General features: G+C 58.9%; 7 protein-coding genes, 2 tRNA genes and 3 rRNA genes. 8 read left to right on the top strand and 4 right to left on the bottom strand.

Annotation, left to right across the window (positions count from 1 at the left end; all coding sequences use genetic code 11):
* The first annotated feature begins 476 nt into the window (after positions 1 to 476).
* The 8 genes from AAGQ88_RS22380 (at position 477) to recD (ending at position 15,086) form a co-directional block, all read left to right on the top strand.
* A 16S ribosomal RNA gene (locus AAGQ88_RS22380) occupies positions 477 to 2,013 on the top strand.
* A gap of 64 nt (positions 2,014 to 2,077) precedes the next feature.
* Positions 2,078 to 2,154: transfer RNA gene (locus tag AAGQ88_RS22375), tRNA-Ile, on the top strand.
* 26 nt (positions 2,155 to 2,180) lie between these two features.
* A tRNA-Ala gene (locus AAGQ88_RS22370) sits at positions 2,181 to 2,256 on the top strand.
* 256 nt (positions 2,257 to 2,512) lie between these two features.
* Positions 2,513 to 5,404 (top strand): 23S ribosomal RNA (locus tag AAGQ88_RS22365).
* Between the two features lie 157 nt (positions 5,405 to 5,561).
* Positions 5,562 to 5,677 (top strand): 5S ribosomal RNA (gene rrf / locus AAGQ88_RS22360).
* Together the 16S, 23S and 5S rRNA genes with 2 tRNA genes alongside form the textbook arrangement of a ribosomal RNA operon.
* A 144-nt stretch (positions 5,678 to 5,821) precedes the next feature.
* Entirely contained in the window at positions 5,822 to 9,307 is a 3,486-nt protein-coding gene (gene recC / locus AAGQ88_RS22355; protein ID WP_342653604.1) for an exodeoxyribonuclease V subunit gamma, read from the top strand.
* Complete coding sequence (recB, locus tag AAGQ88_RS22350) at positions 9,304 to 13,002, top strand: exodeoxyribonuclease V subunit beta (protein WP_342653603.1); 3,699 nt, start codon at positions 9,304 to 9,306, stop codon at positions 13,000 to 13,002. Before recC ends, recB begins: the two co-directional genes overlap by 4 nt.
* Positions 12,999 to 15,086 carry an exodeoxyribonuclease V subunit alpha gene (gene recD / locus AAGQ88_RS22345; protein ID WP_342653602.1) on the top strand — a complete coding sequence of 696 codons (2,088 nt, stop codon included), beginning with the start codon at positions 12,999 to 13,001 and terminating at the stop codon, positions 15,084 to 15,086. Before recB ends, recD begins: the two co-directional genes overlap by 4 nt.
* Positions 15,087 to 16,574: 1,488 nt before the next feature.
* Here the strand turns inward: recD and AAGQ88_RS22340 are convergent.
* From AAGQ88_RS22340 to AAGQ88_RS22325, 4 genes are all read right to left on the bottom strand, one after another.
* On the bottom strand, positions 16,575 to 16,847 hold the full coding sequence (locus AAGQ88_RS22340) for a Rho-binding antiterminator (protein WP_342653601.1): 273 nt from the start codon (positions 16,845 to 16,847) through the stop codon (positions 16,575 to 16,577).
* Between the two features lie 53 nt (positions 16,848 to 16,900).
* Positions 16,901 to 18,451 carry an amino acid ABC transporter permease/ATP-binding protein gene (locus AAGQ88_RS22335; protein ID WP_342653600.1) on the bottom strand — a complete coding sequence of 517 codons (1,551 nt, stop codon included), beginning with the start codon at positions 18,449 to 18,451 and terminating at the stop codon, positions 16,901 to 16,903.
* Positions 18,452 to 18,614: 163 nt separating this feature from the next.
* Complete coding sequence (locus AAGQ88_RS22330; protein WP_285426836.1) at positions 18,615 to 19,430, bottom strand: ABC transporter substrate-binding protein; 816 nt, start codon at positions 19,428 to 19,430, stop codon at positions 18,615 to 18,617.
* A 59-nt stretch (positions 19,431 to 19,489) separates the two neighbouring features.
* Positions 19,490 to 20,569 carry a 2-oxoglutarate and iron-dependent oxygenase domain-containing protein gene (locus AAGQ88_RS22325; RefSeq protein ID WP_342653599.1) on the bottom strand — a complete coding sequence of 360 codons (1,080 nt, stop codon included), beginning with the start codon at positions 20,567 to 20,569 and terminating at the stop codon, positions 19,490 to 19,492.
* Positions 20,570 to 20,572: the final 3 nt, after the last annotated feature.

Below are 20,572 nucleotides of genomic sequence, written 5' to 3'. Positions count from 1 at the left end.
CTCTATAATTCGCCCCACTTCCGGCGCAGGCGAAACGGAAAACTCCTTGAGATTCAACGAGTTAGACGAAGTAAGCAGCGCGGAGGGGCTTCGATTCAGGTCACTGAATCGGCAGCGGTGAAAAAGGTGGTTGACAGCAGATTGTAACGCTGTAGAATTCGCCTCCCGCTGACGTGAGACGCCAAGTCGAACGAAGCGCAAGTGGTTGAAGTTGCAAAGGAAACTTTGAAAACTTCTGAAAATAACCGCTTGACAGATGATGAGGACGCTGTAGAATGCGCGCCTCGGTTGAGGCGAAAGGCTCTTAACCAACCGCTCTTTAACAACTGAATCAAGCAATTCGTGTGGGTGCTTGTGTCGTAAGACTGAAGTCGCAAGATTATCAGCAACGCAAGTTACTCCACGAGAAATCATGGTTTAACCAACGATTGCTGAGCCAAGTTTATAGGGTTTTCTCAAAACCCGATTGCAGTATTGAACTGAAGAGTTTGATCATGGCTCAGATTGAACGCTGGCGGCAGGCCTAACACATGCAAGTCGAGCGGATGAAGGGAGCTTGCTCCCTGATTCAGCGGCGGACGGGTGAGTAATGCCTAGGAATCTGCCTGGTAGTGGGGGACAACGTCTCGAAAGGGACGCTAATACCGCATACGTCCTACGGGAGAAAGTGGGGGATCTTCGGACCTCGCGCTATCAGATGAGCCTAGGTCGGATTAGCTAGTTGGTGAGGTAATGGCTCACCAAGGCGACGATCCGTAACTGGTCTGAGAGGATGATCAGTCACACTGGAACTGAGACACGGTCCAGACTCCTACGGGAGGCAGCAGTGGGGAATATTGGACAATGGGCGAAAGCCTGATCCAGCCATGCCGCGTGTGTGAAGAAGGTCTTCGGATTGTAAAGCACTTTAAGTTGGGAGGAAGGGTTGCTGATTAATACTCTGCAATTTTGACGTTACCGACAGAATAAGCACCGGCTAACTCTGTGCCAGCAGCCGCGGTAATACAGAGGGTGCAAGCGTTAATCGGAATTACTGGGCGTAAAGCGCGCGTAGGTGGTTTGTTAAGTTGAATGTGAAATCCCCGGGCTCAACCTGGGAACTGCATCCAAAACTGGCAAGCTAGAGTAGGGCAGAGGGTGGTGGAATTTCCTGTGTAGCGGTGAAATGCGTAGATATAGGAAGGAACACCAGTGGCGAAGGCGACCACCTGGGCTCATACTGACACTGAGGTGCGAAAGCGTGGGGAGCAAACAGGATTAGATACCCTGGTAGTCCACGCCGTAAACGATGTCAACTAGCCGTTGGAATCCTTGAGATTTTAGTGGCGCAGCTAACGCATTAAGTTGACCGCCTGGGGAGTACGGCCGCAAGGTTAAAACTCAAATGAATTGACGGGGGCCCGCACAAGCGGTGGAGCATGTGGTTTAATTCGAAGCAACGCGAAGAACCTTACCAGGCCTTGACATCCAGTGAACTTACCAGAGATGGTTTGGTGCCTTCGGGAACACTGAGACAGGTGCTGCATGGCTGTCGTCAGCTCGTGTCGTGAGATGTTGGGTTAAGTCCCGTAACGAGCGCAACCCTTGTCCTTAGTTACCAGCACGTTATGGTGGGCACTCTAAGGAGACTGCCGGTGACAAACCGGAGGAAGGTGGGGATGACGTCAAGTCATCATGGCCCTTACGGCCTGGGCTACACACGTGCTACAATGGTCGGTACAGAGGGTTGCCAAGCCGCGAGGTGGAGCTAATCCCACAAAACCGATCGTAGTCCGGATCGCAGTCTGCAACTCGACTGCGTGAAGTCGGAATCGCTAGTAATCGCGAATCAGAATGTCGCGGTGAATACGTTCCCGGGCCTTGTACACACCGCCCGTCACACCATGGGAGTGGGTTGCACCAGAAGTAGCTAGTCTAACCCTCGGGAGGACGGTTACCACGGTGTGATTCATGACTGGGGTGAAGTCGTAACAAGGTAGCCGTAGGGGAACCTGCGGCTGGATCACCTCCTTAATCGAAGACTCAGCTTCTTCGCAAGTTCCCACACGAATTGCTTGATTCATTGAAGAAGACGATTGGGTCTGTAGCTCAGTTGGTTAGAGCGCACCCCTGATAAGGGTGAGGTCGGCAGTTCGAATCTGCCCAGACCCACCAATTACCGGTGCACCCTGTAGCGATACGGGGCCATAGCTCAGCTGGGAGAGCGCCTGCCTTGCACGCAGGAGGTCAGCGGTTCGATCCCGCTTGGCTCCACCATTACCGGTGTTCGGTGGTACCGCGGTACAGACAGTTGTCCTGTGTAGAGCTTAGAAATGAGCATTTGCCTCGCAAGAAGGCGGAATGTTGATTTCTGATCTTTGTCAGAATCGTTCTTTAAAAATTCGGGTATGTGATAGAAAGATAGACTGTGATCCACTTTCACTGGTGGTGATCAGGCTAAGGTAAAGTTTGTGAATGCAAACTTTCGGCGAATGTCGTCTTCACAGTATAACCAGATTGCTTGGGGTTATATGGTCAAGTGAAGAAGCGCATACGGTGGATGCCTTGGCAGTCAGAGGCGATGAAAGACGTGGTAGCCTGCGAAAAGCTTCGGGGAGTCGGCAAACAGACTGTGATCCGGAGATGTCTGAATGGGGGAACCCACCTAGGATAACCTAGGTACCTTGCACTAAATACATAGGTGCATGGAGCGAACCAGGGGAACTGAAACATCTAAGTACCCTGAGGAAAAGAAATCAACCGAGATTCCCTTAGTAGTGGCGAGCGAACGGGGACCAGCCCTTAAGTTGATTTGAGATTAGCGGAACGCTCTGGAAAGTGCGGCCATAGTGGGTGATAGCCCTGTACGCGAAAATCTCTTGTCAATGAAATCGAGTAGGACGGGGCACGAGAAACCTTGTCTGAACATGGGGGGACCATCCTCCAAGGCTAAATACTACTGACTGACCGATAGTGAACCAGTACCGTGAGGGAAAGGCGAAAAGAACCGCGGAGAGCGGAGTGAAATAGATCCTGAAACCGTATGCGTACAAGCAGTGGGAGCCCACTTTGTTGGGTGACTGCGTACCTTTTGTATAATGGGTCAGCGACTTATTTTCAGTGGCGAGCTTAACCGAATAGGGGAGGCGTAGCGAAAGCGAGTCTTAATAGGGCGTCTAGTCGCTGGGAATAGACCCGAAACCGGGCGATCTATCCATGGGCAGGTTGAAGGTTAGGTAACACTGACTGGAGGACCGAACCGACTACCGTTGAAAAGTTAGCGGATGACCTGTGGATCGGAGTGAAAGGCTAATCAAGCTCGGAGATAGCTGGTTCTCCTCGAAAGCTATTTAGGTAGCGCCTCATGTATCACTGTAGGGGGTAGAGCACTGTTTCGGCTAGGGGGTCACCCGACTTACCAAACCGATGCAAACTCCGAATACCTACAAGTGCCGAGCATGGGAGACACACGGCGGGTGCTAACGTCCGTCGTGAAAAGGGAAACAACCCAGACCGTCAGCTAAGGTCCCAAAGTCATGGTTAAGTGGGAAACGATGTGGGAAGGCTTAGACAGCTAGGAGGTTGGCTTAGAAGCAGCCACCCTTTAAAGAAAGCGTAATAGCTCACTAGTCGAGTCGGCCTGCGCGGAAGATGTAACGGGGCTCAAACCATGCACCGAAGCTACGGGTATCACCTTCGGGTGATGCGGTAGAGGAGCGTTCTGTAAGCCTGTGAAGGTGAGTTGAGAAGCTTGCTGGAGGTATCAGAAGTGCGAATGCTGACATGAGTAACGACAATGGGTGTGAAAAACACCCACGCCGAAAGACCAAGGTTTCCTGCGCAACGTTAATCGACGCAGGGTTAGTCGGTCCCTAAGGCGAGGCTGAAAAGCGTAGTCGATGGAAAACAGGTTAATATTCCTGTACTTCTGGTTATTGCGATGGAGGGACGGAGAAGGCTAGGCCAGCCTGGCGTTGGTTGTCCAGGTTTAAGGTGGTAGGCTGAAATCTTAGGTAAATCCGGGGTTTCAAGGCCGAGAGCTGATGACGAGTGTTCTTTAGAACACGAAGTGGTTGATGCCATGCTTCCAAGAAAAGCTTCTAAGCTTCAGGTAACCAGGAACCGTACCCCAAACCGACACAGGTGGTTGGGTAGAGAATACCAAGGCGCTTGAGAGAACTCGGGTGAAGGAACTAGGCAAAATGGCACCGTAACTTCGGGAGAAGGTGCGCCGGTGAGGGTGAAGGACTTGCTCCGTAAGCTCATGCCGGTCGAAGATACCAGGCCGCTGCGACTGTTTATTAAAAACACAGCACTCTGCAAACACGAAAGTGGACGTATAGGGTGTGACGCCTGCCCGGTGCCGGAAGGTTAATTGATGGGGTTAGCTAACGCGAAGCTCTTGATCGAAGCCCCGGTAAACGGCGGCCGTAACTATAACGGTCCTAAGGTAGCGAAATTCCTTGTCGGGTAAGTTCCGACCTGCACGAATGGCGTAACGATGGCGGCGCTGTCTCCACCCGAGACTCAGTGAAATTGAAATCGCTGTGAAGATGCAGTGTATCCGCGGCTAGACGGAAAGACCCCGTGAACCTTTACTATAGCTTTGCACTGGACTTTGAATTTGCTTGTGTAGGATAGGTGGGAGGCTTTGAAGCGTGAACGCCAGTTTGCGTGGAGCCATCCTTGAAATACCACCCTGGCAACTTTGAGGTTCTAACTCAGGTCCGTCATCCGGATCGAGGACAGTGTATGGTGGGTAGTTTGACTGGGGCGGTCTCCTCCTAAAGAGTAACGGAGGAGTACGAAGGTGCGCTCAGACCGGTCGGAAATCGGTCGTAGAGTATAAAGGCAAAAGCGCGCTTGACTGCGAGACAGACACGTCGAGCAGGTACGAAAGTAGGTCTTAGTGATCCGGTGGTTCTGTATGGAAGGGCCATCGCTCAACGGATAAAAGGTACTCCGGGGATAACAGGCTGATACCGCCCAAGAGTTCATATCGACGGCGGTGTTTGGCACCTCGATGTCGGCTCATCACATCCTGGGGCTGAAGCCGGTCCCAAGGGTATGGCTGTTCGCCATTTAAAGTGGTACGCGAGCTGGGTTTAGAACGTCGTGAGACAGTTCGGTCCCTATCTGCCGTGGACGTTTGAGATTTGAGAGGGGCTGCTCCTAGTACGAGAGGACCGGAGTGGACGAACCTCTGGTGTTCCGGTTGTCACGCCAGTGGCATTGCCGGGTAGCTATGTTCGGAAAAGATAACCGCTGAAAGCATCTAAGCGGGAAACTTGCCTCAAGATGAGATCTCACTGGAACCTTGAGTTCCCTGAAGGGCCGTCGAAGACTACGACGTTGATAGGTTGGGTGTGTAAGCGCTGTGAGGCGTTGAGCTAACCAATACTAATTGCCCGTGAGGCTTGACCATATAACACCCAAGCAATCTGCGACTCGGACGAGCACAGATTGCGGTGACTGTGAAGACGACACGCACCGAAAGTTTGCAGCACACAAGCACGAAACACCTGATCACATACCTGATTAGCTGAAGCGCGGCCCCTGGCCACGGTTCGGTACCCGAATTTCTTGACGACCATAGAGCGTTGGAACCACCTGATCCCATCCCGAACTCAGAAGTGAAACGATGCATCGCCGATGGTAGTGTGGGGTTTCCCCATGTGAGAGTAGGTCATCGTCAAGATTAAATTCCAGAACCCCATTTGCGAAAGCAGATGGGGTTTTGTTTTTGCGCGTGAAAAACCTCAGCCTCCATCGTGCAGTCCCTGTCTGCGATGCACCCGTCCTCTGTTAGTCTTCTCTCTCTTCAAACGCCAAGGAAGCAGTTATGCCGGTGACGTCCAACCTTAATCCGGGGTTCATGGTGGTTCATGGCAACCGCCTGGATGAACTGCGCAGTCTCGTGGTGTCATGGATGCGGCGTTACCCGCTCACGCCCTTGGAGAACGAAGTCGCCCTGGTGCAGAGCAACGGGATTGCACAATGGCTCAAGCTCGCACTCGCTGAAGACCCTCAGGATGACGACCAAGGTGGATGCGGTATCGCCGCGGCAATCGATGTTCAACTGCCGGGTAGCTTCATGTGGCAGCTGTACCGCGCGGTGCTGGGTAAGGAGCAGATTCCTGAGACGTCATTGCTGGACAAGGCGCCTTTGACCTGGCGTTTGATGAGGCTTTTGCCTGCGCTCATTGATCAACCGCACTTCGAGCCATTGCAGCGATTTCTGACCGCTGATACCGATCTGCGCAAGCGCTACCAGTTGGCCGAGCGGCTCGCAGACCTCTTCGACCAATATCAGGTTTATCGCGCAGACTGGCTGGAAGATTGGGCTGCGGGCCGGCATCAACTCAGAAACGTCAGGGGCGACGTCACACCGCTCAAGCCCGAAAACTGCTGGCAAGCGGAATTGTGGCGTGCGCTGCTCCATGATGTTGGAGCCGAAGGCATGGCCCAGAGTCGGGCCGGTGTGCATCAGCGGTACATCGAACGTATCAACAGCCTGACCACGGCACCTGCGGCTTTGCCCGCCCGGGTGATCGTATTCGGTATCTCTTCGCTTCCGGCACAGGCGCTGGAAGCGCTCGCGGGCCTCGCGCGATTCAGCCAGGTTTTGCTGTGCGTACATAACCCGTGCCGTCACCACTGGGCCGATATCGTGGCGGACAAGGACCTGCTGCGACATGAATACAAACGTCAGTCGAGAAAGGCCGGCATGCCTGTGGTGCTGAATCCGGACGCATTGCACCAGCACGCTCATCCGCTGCTGGCGGCGTGGGGTAAACAGGGGCGCGATTACATCAACCTGCTCGACAGCCACGATGACCCCAACAGCTACAGGTCGATCTTCCGGGACGGGCGCATCGACCTGTTCAGCGAAAACGAGCCACGCTCGATGCTGAATCAGTTGCAGGATGACATTCTCGAGCTCAGGCCATTGAGCGAAACGCGGGAGCTGTGGCCTGCGGTCGACATCAAGGTCGATCGCTCGATTCGCTTTCATGTCGCTCACAGTGCGCAGCGCGAGGTGGAGGTGTTGCACGACCAACTCCTCGCACGATTCAGCAATGATGCACAACTGCGGCCGCGCGATATCATCGTCATGGTCCCGGACATCGACAGTTATGCGCCTCATATCCGCGCCGTTTTCGGCCAGTTGGATCGAGACGACAAGCGCTTCATTCCCTTTACCTTGGCAGACCAGGGCCAGCGCGGTCGTGATCCGCTGCTCATTGCCGTCGAGCATTTGCTGAAGATCCCCGACAGCCGTTTCCCGGTGAGCGAGATTCTGGATCTGCTGGACGTGCCCGCCTTGCGAGCTCGATTCGGGATCGACGAGCGTGACCTGCCGACTTTGCATCGCTGGATCGAAGGAGCAGGCGTGCGCTGGGGGCTCAATGCCAGGCAACGCGAAGGTCTGGGTTTACCTGAGGCGCTGGAGCAGAACAGCTGGCATTTCGGTCTGCGCCGCATGTTGCTGGGCTATGCAGTCGGTGCGGGGCAGGCCTATGACCAGATCGAGCCGTACGATGAAATCGGCGGACTCGACGCGGCCTTGATCGGGCCGCTGGTTGCGTTGATCGATGCGCTGCAAGTCGCCCATAACGAGCTTTCGCAGCCTGCCTCGCCGCAAGTCTGGGGCGAACGATTACAGGCCCTGATGCAGCTGTTCTTCAGTGCCGAGAGCGAGCACGACGACTATTTGCTCGGCCAATTGGAGACGTTGCGCGAAACCTGGCTGCAGACCTGTGAAACAGTCGATCTGGTCGAGATACTTCCCTTGACCGTCGTGCGTGAGGCTTGGCTGGCGGGCCTGGATCAAGGCCGGCTTTCTCAGCGCTTTCTGGCCGGCTCCGTCAACTTCTGCACCTTGATGCCCATGCGCGCGATCCCCTTCAAAGTGGTCTGCCTGCTGGGCATGAACGATGGTGATTACCCACGTGCGCAGCCGCCGCTGGATTTTGACCTCATGGGCAGCGACTACCGCCCGGGCGACCGTTCCCGTCGGGAAGATGATCGCTATCTGTTGCTCGAAGCGCTGCTGTCTGCGCGTGACCAGCTCTATATCAGTTGGGTGGGACGCAGCATTCGCGACAATTCTGAACGGCCGGCGTCGGTGCTGATCGGACAGCTGCGCGATCATCTTGCCAGTGGCTGGAGGCTGGAGGGGGCTGTCGAACCCGAGGACGCCAAGAAACGCGATCCTGGGCAACAGTTGCTGCACGCACTGACACTTGAGCACCCGCTGCAGCCGTTCAGCGCCAAGTATTTTCAGGAGAGCCTGGAGTTCTTCAGTTTTGCCCGGGAATGGCAGGTCCTCCATGAGGCCGCGACGGAGGCGGCAAACGACAGGATGCTGGCAAAACATGTGCAAGAAGAGCCGCTGAGCCTGATGCAGCTGCAGGATTTTCTGCGAAACCCGGTCAAACATTTTTTCAGTCAGCGCTTGAAGATATTCTTTGAGGTCGCCGAGGCGCCGCTGGCCGATGAAGAGCCGTTCGTGCTCGACGCGCTTGAGCGCTATGGCTTGAGCGACAGTTTGCTGCAAGCCGCATTGATCGAGCCTGACAGCGTCGATGAGTCGTTGAGAGCGCAAGCCACCCGCTTGCAGAGCAGCGGGCTGCTGCCGATGGCAGGTTTCGGAACGCTGCTTCAGGATGAGTTGATCGAACCGCTGCCGGATCTGGTGCGCCGTTATCATGAGCTGCTCTTCAAATGGCCTGAGCGGCTGCACAGTGCGCTGCCGGTTGCCTACGAGCATCAAGGCGTCGAGCTCGACGGCTGGCTCGACGGCCTTTATCGGAATGCTCAGGGCGAGTTGCTGGCCGTCTCTGCGATCCCGAATTCGATTGGCGGCAAGAAGAGTCGCAAATGGCATCGCCTGATCAGGCCGTGGGTCAATCATCTGGTGGCGTGCGCCTGCGATCTGCCGCTGACCACCGCACTGGTGGCCAGTGACGAGACGCTGCTGTTGTCGCCGCTTGACCGGGACACGGCCCGCCGTACCCTCGACAACCTGTTGCTGGCCTGGCAGCAGGGCATGCAGCGACCGTTGCCGGTTGCGGTGCAGACCGCTTTTGCGTGGCTGGGGCAGAGCGATGAAGCGAAGGCGCAGGCTGCCGCGCGCAAAACGTACGAAGGTGACGGTCAGACCACTCAAGGCGAGCGTGCGCAAAGCACCGCGCTTGCACGGCAGTTCCCGGATTTCGATGCCCTGCTGGACTCCGAGGAATTCGTGGGCTGGTGTGAGTCTTTGTACAAGCCTGTTTATGAGGCGCCCTGGCAATCGCTGTCCAGTGAGGAGGCCGCAGCATGAGCAACGCACAACAACCGCTGGCCTTGAGTTTTCCGCTGCGGGGCAGCCAACTGATCGAGGCGAGCGCCGGGACCGGCAAGACCTTCACGATTTCTGCGCTTTACCTGCGTCTGGTGCTGGGGCACGGCGGCGAGATGTCCGGTTTCGGCCAGGAACTTCTGCCGCCGCAGATTCTGGTGGTGACCTTCACTGACGCAGCCACTAAGGAGCTGCGCGATCGTATCCGCACACGCCTGGCCGAAGCCGCCCGTTTTTTCCGTCAGGAGATCGAGGCGCCCGATGCGCTGATCGCTGAACTGCGCAACGAGTTTGCCGCCGAGCAATGGGCCGGATGCGCGAGCCGACTGGACATCGCCGCGCAATGGATGGACGAAGCGGCGGTCTCGACCATTCACAGCTGGTGTCAGCGCATGTTGCGCGAGCATGCCTTCGACAGTGGAAGCCTGTTCACCCAGAGCCTGGAAACCGACCACAGCGATCTGCTCGGCGAAGTGTTGCGCGATTACTGGCGCAAGTTCTGCTATCCCATGAGCGGCGACGCCCTCAACTGGGTGCGTGACAACTGGGGCGGACCTGCGTCGCTGTTGCCTCGCGTGCGCGCACTGTTCGGCAGCGAACGCGCCACGGTCACGCAGACGCCCACTCAGCTGATCGAGCAGTCGATCCAGGAGCGCCGCGAAACGCTGAAGATCCTGAAATCGCCGTGGGCCAACTGGGCCGCTGAACTGCACGCGATCTGCATCGACGGCGTGAACTGCAAGGTGGTCGACGGACGCAAGATGCAGGAGCGTTATTTCAGGCCCTGGTTCGACAAACTGATTGCCTGGGCCAATGATGAGGAACAGGAGCAGCTCGACCTGGGCACCGGCTTCACCCGCCTGACGCCCGACGGCATCGCCGAAGCCTGGAAGAACAACCCTCCGTCACACCCGGCCTTTGAAGCGATGGTGGAATTGAAAGTCGCGCTCGATACGTTGCCTACGCCCGATGCCGCTGTGCTCGAGCATGCCGCGCAATGGGTTGGCGCGCGTTTCGAGGAAGAGAAAAGACGCCGTGCGGAAATGGGCTTCGACGACATGCTCCTGCGTCTCGATGCAGCGCTTCGTGGGGCGGGCGGCGAGCGTCTGGCCACCCTGATTCGCGAGCAGTTCCCGGTTGCCCTGATCGACGAATTCCAGGACACCGATCCGGTGCAATACCGGATTTTCGACAGCATCTATCGCCTGGAAGCCAACGACGAAAGCACCGGACTGTTCCTGATCGGCGATCCCAAACAGGCTATCTACGCGTTTCGTGGCGCCGATATCTACACCTACCTGCGTGCGCGCTATGCGACCGAGGGGCGCTTGCACACGCTCGGTACCAACTACCGCTCCAGCCACGCGATGGTTCAGGCGGTGAACCATGTGTTCGCCCGTGCGGAGCAAAGCGTTAGCGGCCGTGGAGCTTTTCTGTTTCGCCGTGCGCACGACAATCCGGTGCCGTTCCAGGCAGTGGGTTCGCAAGGCCGCAAAGAGATTTTTCAGCTCGATGACAGCGTCGTTGCGGCGCTGAATGTCTGGCAACTGGAGAGCGATCAACCGGTTTCCGGCGCAGTCTATCGGCAGCAGATGGCGGCGAGTTGCGCGAGCGCGATCGTGCGCCTGCTCAATGCCGGTCAACAGGGCCGCGCCGGATTTGCCAGGACTGGCGAGGCGTTGAAGGGTGTGTTGCCTGCGGACATCGCGATTCTGGTGCGCGATGGCAAAGAGGCCCAGGCGGTGCGCGGCGAGCTGTCCGCGCGAGGGGTTCGCAGCGTCTATCTGTCTGACAAGGACTCGGTGTTCGCCGCTCAGGAAGCTCACGATCTTCTGGCCTGGCTCAAAGCCTGCGCCGAGCCGGACGCCGAGCGTACGCTGCGCGCTGCGTTGGCCTGCATCACGCTTGATCTGCCGCTGGCGGAGCTGGAGCTGCTCAACCAAGACGAACTGGCGTGGGAAAACCGCGTCATGCAGTTTCGCGACTACCGGCGAATCTGGCGCACGCAAGGGGTGTTGCCGATGCTGCGGCGTCTGCTTCACGACTTCAAACTGCCTCAAGCGCTGGTCCAGCGCAGCGATGGCGAGCGAGTGCTGACCAACTTGTTGCACTTGTCCGAGCTGATGCAGCAGGCCGCCGCTGAACTTGATGGCGAACAGGCGCTGATCCGCCATCTGGGCGAACATCTGGCGTTGTCCGGTCAGGCTGGAGAAGAGCAGATACTGCGTCTGGAGAGCGACGAGCAGTTGGTCAAGGTTGTTACCATCCACAAGTCCAAAGGCCTGGAATACCCACTGGTGTTCCTGCCCTTCATTTGTTCGACCAAACCGGTCGATGGCAGTCGCCTGCCGCTGCACTTTCATGACGCCGACGGGCATGCGCAGATCAGCCTCAAGCCGACGGCCGCGTTGATCGAGCAGGCTGACGAGGAGCGTCTGGCCGAGGATCTGCGCCTGCTGTATGTGGCACTGACGCGGGCCCAACACGCGTGTTGGCTGGGCGTCGCCGACCTCAAGCGCGGCAATGCCAATGGCTCGATTCTGCATCGTTCGGCGCTGGGTTATCTGCTGGGCGGCGGCGAGCCGTTGGCTGAGTCGGCCGGGCTTGGTTCGTGGCTGCGGTCGCTGGCCGAAAATCAGCCGACGGTGCATGTCGAGCCGATGCCTGAACCTACCGCCGAAACCTTCAGTGCGCCGCGCAGCGAAGCCGCGTTGAGAAAACCGCGCCTGCCTCGACGCAGTGCTCGAGAGAACTGGTGGATTGCGTCCTACAGTGCGCTGCGCATTGGCGACATCATCACCGACAGCGGCGATCAATCGCCCGACAGCCCGCAAGCGCAGAAGCTGTTCGATGACGAGCGACTCGATCCCGACGCCCCCCGTGAAACGCCAGCCAGTGGCGGCGACATTCATCGGTTTCCCCGTGGGCCCAATCCCGGCACCTTCCTGCACGGCTTGCTGGAGTGGGCCGGCGAGAAAGGTTTCGCCGACGCCGCAGCAGACTCTCAGGCGCTGGAAAAGGTCGTTGCCCAGCGCTGTAACCGACGTGACTGGAAAGGCTGGATCAATACGCTGACTGACTGGCTCAAGCATTTGCTGAGCATGCCGCTGCGTCTGGGTGAGGCTGATCAGCCGGTCGCCCTGAGCCAGTTGGATCAGCCGAACCAGTATCGGGTGGAAATGGAGTTCTGGTTCGCCTGCTCGAAAGTCGACGTGGCGCGGCTGGATGCGCTGGTGCGCCGCTATACCCATGACGGCGCTCCTCGCGCGGCGGCGGAGACGGTGTCACTTAACGGCATGTTCAAGGGCTTCATCGACCTTACGTTCGAGCATCAAGGCCGCTATTACGTGGCTGATTACAAATCCAACTGGCTGGGCGTCGACGACGATGCGTACACCGCTGCGGCGATGGAAAGCGCGATTCTGGAAAACCGCTACGACCTGCAGTACGTGCTTTATCTGTTGGCGTTGCATCGTCAGCTCAAGGCGCGGCTGGCCGATTATGACTACGACCTGCACATGGGCGGCGCGGTGTACCTGTTTGTGCGCGGCAGTCTTGCAGCCAGTCAAGGCGCCTGGTTTACCCGCCCGCCGCGCGAACTGATCGAAGGGCTTGACCGGCTGTTTCAGGGACGCGCCGCGCTTGAAGACGATGTGCTGTCTGGAGAATTCGCATGAACCGCACGTTTGCCCATCTGCTGCCCACCGCGCTGGATGCCGACAGCCTCGCGTCGCTCAAACCACTGAGCCGCGTCGAGGATCTGCTGTTGTTACTCGAGCGCTGGGTCGAGCGCGGCTGGCTGCGCGCGCTGGACAAGGCGTTCGTGGCGTTTCTGGCCGATCTGGATCCGGCGGCGGACTCGCTGGTGCTGTTGGCCGCGGCGCTCACGAGTCATCAGTTAGGCCACGGCCATGTGTGTCTGGACCTGCACGAGACGCTCAAGGAACCGGACTTCGCACTGTCGCTGCCGCCGGAAGGCGATGTGTTGTCGACGCCGATGCTGCTGCCCTCGACGCTGCTCAAGGCGCTGGATGGCGCGACCTGGTGTCAGGCACTTGCCGGCAGCAAGCTGGTTGCGCTGGCTGACGATCGTTCCGATGCCGCCGCGCAGAAACCCTTGGTGTTATCCGATCGGCGTCTGTATTTGCGCCGCTATTGGACCTATGAGCGCAGGATCGACGCGGCGCTGCATCGTCGTCTGGCGCAGGCCGAACCTGCACCAGTTGATCTTGCCCAGCGTCTGGACGCGTTGTTCGGAGCGGCGAACCATGCCGCCGACGCCTTGATCGACTGGCAGAAACTGGCCTGCGCGCTGGCGACGCGCGGCGCGTTCAGCATCATTACCGGTGGCCCGGGAACCGGGAAAACCACCACCGTCGTGCGCCTGCTTGCGCTGCTCCAGTCGCCGGCAGTGGAGAGCGGCAAGCCATTGCGCATTCGTCTGGCAGCGCCGACCGGCAAGGCGGCCGCGCGGTTGACCGAGTCGATCAGCCATCAGGTTCAGTCGCTGCAAGTGGCCGAAGCGGTGCGGCAGAAAATCCCCAGCGATGTGACCACCGTTCACCGTTTGCTGGGCAGTCGTCCCGGCACGCGGCATTTCCGTCATCACGCCGGCAATCCGCTGCCGCTGGATGTGCTGGTGGTCGATGAGGCGTCGATGATCGATCTGGAAATGATGGCCAATCTGCTGGACGCCCTGCCGCCGCATGCGCGCATGGTGCTGCTCGGCGACAAGGATCAGCTTGCCTCGGTCGAGGCCGGTGCCGTGCTGGGCGATTTGTGCCGCGACGCCGAAGCGGGAATGTACAGCCCGCAGACGCAGGCGTGGCTGGAGTCGGTCAGTGGTGAGGACCTGAGCAGAAGCGGCTTGCAGCAGGGCGACGACGTGCAACACGCACTTGCTCAACAAGTGGTGATGTTGCGCCATTCCCGCCGTTTCGTTGCAGGCAGCGGCATTGGTCAACTGGCCAGACTGGTCAATCAGCAAGAGGATCAGGACGCCCGTGCGATTCTGGTCAATGGCGGCTACAAGGATCTGTATTCATTGGCGCTCAAGGGCGAGCATGACCGTGCGTTGTCACGCCTGTTGCTCGACGGCCACGGCAATGGGCCGCAAGGCTATCGCCATTATCTGGCCGTGATGCACGCGCAGCGGCCGCAGGATCTGACCTCGATCGACGACCCTCGCTGTGTCGAGTGGGCGCGCCAGGTGTTGACTGCCTTCGATGCGTTTCAGTTACTCTGTGCCGTGCGTAAAGGGCCGTGGGGCGTCGAAGGGCTGAATCAACGCATCACGCAAACGTTATTTGCCGCCCAGCTGATCGAAAGCGATCAGCAATGGTACGAAGGCCGTCCGGTGTTGATGACGCGCAACGATTACGGCCTGGGCTTGATGAACGGCGACATCGGCATCGCGCTGCGGCTGCCCGAGGGAGCGCCCGAGGAGAATCGTCAGGCGCTTCGCGTGGCGTTCCCGCGCAATGACGGCGCCGGTGGCGTGCGTTTCGTGCTGCCGAGCCGACTCAACGATGTGGAAACGGTGTATGCGATGACGGTACACAAATCTCAGGGTTCAGAATTTGCCCACACCGCGCTGATCCTGCCCGAGGCGCTGAACCCGGTGCTGACCAAGGAGTTGATCTACACCGGCATCACGCGGGCGAAGAACTGGTTCAGCCTGATCGAGCCGCGTCACGGCGTCTTCGAAGAGGCCTTGCGGCGCAAGGTCAAGCGCCTGAGCGGGTTGATGCTGGCGTTGTAAGGCACCCTCTTCGGGATACCTGCATGAGCGATGCGATCTGGCGCGCAGCGGCAGCAGAATCGGATGACGCGGCGCATCAGGCAGGCCGCATAGCCCGGATTCACGACGACTGCGTCGCCGATCGCGAGCAAGCTCACTCCCACAGGTTCTGCGTCACGTCTTCGCGAGCAAGCTGGCCCACAAGTTCTGCGCTTGACACCAATTCTGGCAACGCCACGAATCCCTTGTAGGAGCGTGGCTTGCCCGCGATCTGGCGCGCAGCGGCAGCAGAATCGGGTAACGCGGTGCATCAGGCAGACCGCGTAGCCCGGGTTCACGACGACTGCGTCGCCGATCGCGGGACAAGCCACGCTCCCACAGGTTTTGCGTTCGACACAAATTCTGACGACGCCATAAATCTTTTGTAGGAGCGTGGCTTGCCCGCGATCTGGCGCGCAGCGGCAGCGGCAGCAGAATCGGATGACGCGGCGCATCAGGCAGACCGCATAGCCCGGGTTCACGACGACTGCGTCGCCGATCGCGGGACAAGCCACGCTCCCACAGGTTTTGCGTTCGACACAAATTCTGACGACGCCATAAATCTTTTGTAGGAGCGTGGCTTGCCCGCGATCTGGCGCGCAGCGGCAGCAGAATCGGGTAACGCGGTGCATCAGGCAGACCGCATAGCCCGGATTCACGACGACTGCGTCGCCGATCGCGGGACAAGCCACGCTCCCACGGCTAGTGCGTTCGACACAAAACCTGGCAACGCCACGAATCCCTTGTAGGAGCGTGGCTTGCCCGCGATCTGGCGCGCAGCGGCAGCGGAATCGGATGACGCGGCGCATCAGGCAGACCGCATGACCCGGGTTTACGACGACTGCGTCGCCGATCGCGGGACAAGCCACGCTCCCACGGCTAGTGCGTTCGACACAAAACCTGGCAACGCCACGAATCCCTTGTAGGAGCGTGGCTTGCCCGCGATCTGGCGCGCAGCGGCAGCAGAATCGGGTAACGCGGTGCATCAGGCAGACCGCATAGCCCGGATTCACGACGACTGCGTCGCCGATCGCGAGCAAGCTCACTCCCACAGGTTCTGCGCTCGACGCAAATTCTGACAACGCCACGAATCCCTTGTAGGAGCGTGGCTTGCCCGCGATCTGGCGCGCAGCGGCAGCAGAATCGGATGACGCGGCGCATCAGGCAGGCCGCATAGCCCGGATTCACGACGACTGCGTCGCCGATCGCGGGACAAGCCACGCTCCCACAAGTTCTGCGTCACGTCTTCGCGAGCAAGCTGGCCCACAGGTAGTGCTTTGACACCAATTCTGGCAACGCCACGAATCCCTTGTAGGAGCGTGGCTTGCCCGCGATCTGGCGCGCAGCGGCAGCAGAGTCGGATGACGCGGTGCATCAGGCAGGCCGCGTAGCCCGGGTTCACGACGACTGCGTCGCCGATCGCGAGCAAGCTCGCTCCTGCAGGGATTGAGGTGTTCTGAAGTTGTGCGTTCAGGTTGAGCAAAACGCATTGCCCAACTCGACACGCCCGAAGCTGGCGCCTTCATTCAGCGGGGTGATGGCGGCCAGTTGGTCGAGGCGTACCTCGTCGAGACTGTCGGCGAATTGCAGGAATTCTTCCTTGCTCGGAGCCGTTCGGGTGGTGGTCGGCCGGGCCTCGAAGGTCGTGCCGTCGACCAGCTCGACCTTCAGCCGATAGCCGTGCATGCAGGCGATCTCAAGGTAATCATAGAGATCGCAGTTGAGCGGTTGATAACGGTCCATTTCAGACTCCCGGCGGCAAGATGCTTGTATCGTGAATGCTCCACGATAGTCGCTCAGGCCTCCTTGCGCACGGGCGCCTGCTGATTGAGTGTGCCGTCCAGGCCCATGAACTTGCGCACCCGCTCGCCGCACTGATCGGCGAGGATGGTCTGCGGCGCCGCGTCGACTTGCACGACGCCGTTCTCCATGAAAATCACTCGATCGGAGATCGACAAGGCGAAGTCCATTTCGTGGGTGACGATGAGCATGGTCATGCCTTCTTTCGCCAGGTCGCCGATGACCTTCAGCACGTCGCCGACCAGCTCAGGGTCCAGCGCGGAGGTGGGTTCATCGAACAGCATGATCTGCGGATCCATCGCCAAGGCACGCGCGATCGCCACGCGTTGTTGCTGGCCGCCCGAGAGTTGATGCGGATATTTCTGCGCGTGCGCCAGCAGGCCGACCTTGTCGAGCAGCGCGTGGGCGCGTTGTTCGCTGATGCCTTTGTCGCGGCCGTGATAGCGCGGCGCCAGGGTCACGTTGTCGAGAATGGTGCGATGGGGAAACAGGTTGAAGTTCTGGAAGACCATCCCGATGCGTTGCACGCCACGGCGGATCTGCGGGGCGTTCGGGCTGTCGCCGGCGTGGATGAACCCCTCACCGAAAAGGATGATCTCGCCCTTGTCGATGGTTTCCAGGCTGTTGATGGTGCGAATCAAGGAAGTCTTGCCGGAGCCAGACGGGCCGATGATGGAAATCACCTCGCCAGCGTTCACGTCCAGATTAATGCCCTTGAGCACTTCATGCTGCCCGTAACGTTTATGGATGTTCACCAGCTGCAAGGCCGGGGCGGAACCTGGGCCGGTATCGGCCTGGCGCACTTTGGCCGGCTGGGCCACCAGGCTTGCGCGCAAGCGTGTGAGGGCCGCGTCATCCAGCGTCTGTGGCTTGCGGTTATTCAGTTCCAGGTGCTGTTCGAGCCAGTGAAACAGCCAGCCGAACACGGTCACGATCATCACGTAATACACCGCCACAGCCGACAGCGTTTCCATGACCAGAAAGTTTTGCGCATACAGGCGCTGGCCGACGGTGAGCAACTCGGTGAGGGAAATCACTGACACCAGCGAGGTCAGTTTCACCACGGTGATGTATTCGTTGATGAGGGTCGGCAGGGAAATACGGAACGCCTGTGGGATCACGATCAGACGCTGCATGCCGATCAGGCCGACGCCCAACGCCCGGCCTGCTTCTTTCTGGCCCTTGGCGACCGAGATCAACCCGCCCCGGTGGATTTCCGCCATGTAGGCCGCTTCAGTGACCACCAACGCCAGCAGGCCGGAATAGAACGGGTTCGACAGCACGTCGCGAGTAATCGGAAACATCTGCGGCAGGTTGTAAGTGAATACCACCAGCACCAGCAACGGAACGCTGCGGAAGAACCAGATATAAATGGACGCAGGCACGCTGATCCAGCGCGCGGCCGACAGCTTGGCCGAGGCCAGCAGAAACCCCAACAGCATGCCGATGAACCAGCCCAGCGCACTGAGCTCGATGACGGTGATGCAGGATTCCCAGAAGTCCGAGACCGAGAACAGAGAAAAAAAGTAGGACCATTCGAATTGCATACACACACCTCAGCGGGGCCGGGCCCAGCGGGGAAATCTCTATCCAGGGCGATTTCTGTAGGAGTGAGCTTGCTCGCGATGGCGTTGAATCAGTCAACATTGATATGTCTGACCAAGCGCCATCGCGAGCAAGCTCACTCCTACAGGGGTTAAGCGTCAGCCCTTAATTGCTCGGCTCTTCCAGGTTGTACTTCTTCAGCAGCGCTGCATATTCACCGGATTTCTTGGTTTCTTCGAAGGCTTTGAGCAGTGCCTGATACAGCTCGTCGTTGCCTTTCTTCACATAGATGCCCAAGGTCTGCTGGTAAATCGAGTGCTCGGTGCTGACCACCACGCGGCCTTTGGTGCGCTCGGCGATCATGCCAGCGGCGCCATCGATCTCCACTTGCGCCTGAACGTTGCCGGAGAGCAGCGCCTGGGTCACTTCAGGGGCGGACGGGAACTCACTCACCGAGATCGCGCCCTTGTTGTTCGGCACGCAATATTCGGTGGACAGCTTGTTGAACTGGGCGACCCAGGTAGTGCCTTTTTCCAGACCGACTTTCAGTCCGCAGAGGTCTTCCGGCACCTTGGGTTTAACGGGGCTGTCCTTGAGCACCATGATCGCGGCGCCGGTCTTGGCGTAGGCGATGGTTTGCGCCTGGGTCTGACGCTCGGGCGTGATGTACATCCCGGAGATGATGGCATCGTAGTGACCGGCGTTGAGGCTCAGGATCAGGCTGGAGAATTTGGTGTCGACGAACTCTGGCTTGAGGTCCATGTGCTTGGCCAGCAGGCGCGACAGGTCCGGGTCGGCACCGACGACGTTTTTCTTCTCGTCATAGGATTCGAACGGCGGATAGGTGATTTCCATGCCGACTTTGAACTGGCCGGGTGTCACGGTGGTGGCGGCGTGAGCCAATGTCCCGAAAACGCTCGCGCCAAGCACGGCACTGGCCAGAACGGTCAAGCGGACAGCAGTGTTCAAAGTGTTGCGCATCGTCGGTGACTCCACGTCAGGAAGGTAAGGCACGGTGTGTGTTGACAGCTTGTTGAGCATCAGGACGCGTCCTGTGCCTGATTCTTCAGGTGGCCGAAGCTCGATGGCTTGCGCGCCTTTTCGTACAGCTTGAGCTCGCCGCTCTCGACCTTGCGCCGCAGGTATTGATAGGTCTGCAGCGCCTGGCCGAACATGTGTTCACCGATGGTGATCGCTTCGTATTCGGTGCTTCCATTGCCGACCCCCTCCTTTACAAAGGCAGGCAATGGCTTGATCTGGGTGTGGAAGTCACAGGCGAAGAAGAGCGGAAATGAATAGCGCTCTTCGCTGACGGTGCGTACCCGATGAGCCGTAGCAACGAACGTACCAGCGGTCATCACCTCAAGCATGTCGCCGATGTTGACCACAAACGCGCCGTCGACAGGTGGTGCGTCGATCCACTGGCCGAGATCGTTCATCACCTCAAGGCCGGGCTTGTCGGCCAGCAGCATGGTGAAGCACTCGTAATCGGTGTGTGCACCAATACCGGGCGCGTCTTGCGCGGCGTCGTCGAAGGGATAGTGAATCAGCCGCAGCTTGGAAGGAGGGCGCGTCACCATCGCCTCGAAATAGCCCTCTTCAAGCCCCAGCGCGAGTGCGAACCCGTCGAACAGCCGACGCCCCAGCGCGAATACGGCCGCGTAATACGCTTCGACGGCGGGACGGAAACCCGGCAGGTCCGGCCATTCGTTGGCGCCGATCAGCGGGGTTTTGGCGATCACCAGCGGATCGTCGTCGCCGACCTCGAAGCCGATGTCGAAAGCCTCCTTGTGATCCGGCTTGCCTTTGGCGTACACCTCTTCGCCCTCGGGTACGAAGCCCTTATGGCTGCGCGACGTGCCGATGTAATGCTGCATCTTGTACGCCAGCGACTGGGCGAAAAGGTCTTTCGCGGCCTGACGCAGGCCGTCGATCAGCGATTGCTCGATGCCGTGGTTCTTGATGTACAGAAAGCCCACCTCGCGCGCGGCCTTGCCCAGCTCATCGGCCACGGCCTGACGCCGGGCGATGTCCGCACTGAACAGACCGGCGATGTCGACCACCGGGATGCTGTTGAAGTTGGCGACTTTCGGGGTCGTCGCTTGAGGCTGATCCGGCATGGC

The sequence above is a fragment of the Pseudomonas sp. F3-2 genome (genome assembly GCF_038804275.1).
Lineage (GTDB): Bacteria > Pseudomonadota > Gammaproteobacteria > Pseudomonadales > Pseudomonadaceae > Aquipseudomonas.
This window is presented reverse-complemented; position numbering and strand designations above follow the sequence as displayed.

Bases quoted from the DNA above. Each gene is read 5' to 3' on its own strand.
- AAGQ88_RS22335 (WP_342653600.1), bottom strand. From the start codon at position 18,451: ATGCAATTCGAATGGTCCTACTTTTTTTCTCTGTTCTCGGTCTCGGAC.
- AAGQ88_RS22325 (WP_342653599.1), bottom strand. From the start codon at position 20,569: ATGCCGGATCAGCCTCAAGCGACGACCCCGAAAGTCGCCAACTTCAAC.
- recD (WP_342653602.1), top strand. From the start codon at position 12,999: ATGAACCGCACGTTTGCCCATCTGCTGCCCACCGCGCTGGATGCCGAC.
- AAGQ88_RS22330 (WP_285426836.1), bottom strand. From the start codon at position 19,430: ATGCGCAACACTTTGAACACTGCTGTCCGCTTGACCGTTCTGGCCAGT.
- recC (WP_342653604.1), top strand. From the start codon at position 5,822: ATGCCGGTGACGTCCAACCTTAATCCGGGGTTCATGGTGGTTCATGGC.
- recB (WP_342653603.1), top strand. From the start codon at position 9,304: ATGAGCAACGCACAACAACCGCTGGCCTTGAGTTTTCCGCTGCGGGGC.
- AAGQ88_RS22340 (WP_342653601.1), bottom strand. From the start codon at position 16,847: ATGGACCGTTATCAACCGCTCAACTGCGATCTCTATGATTACCTTGAG.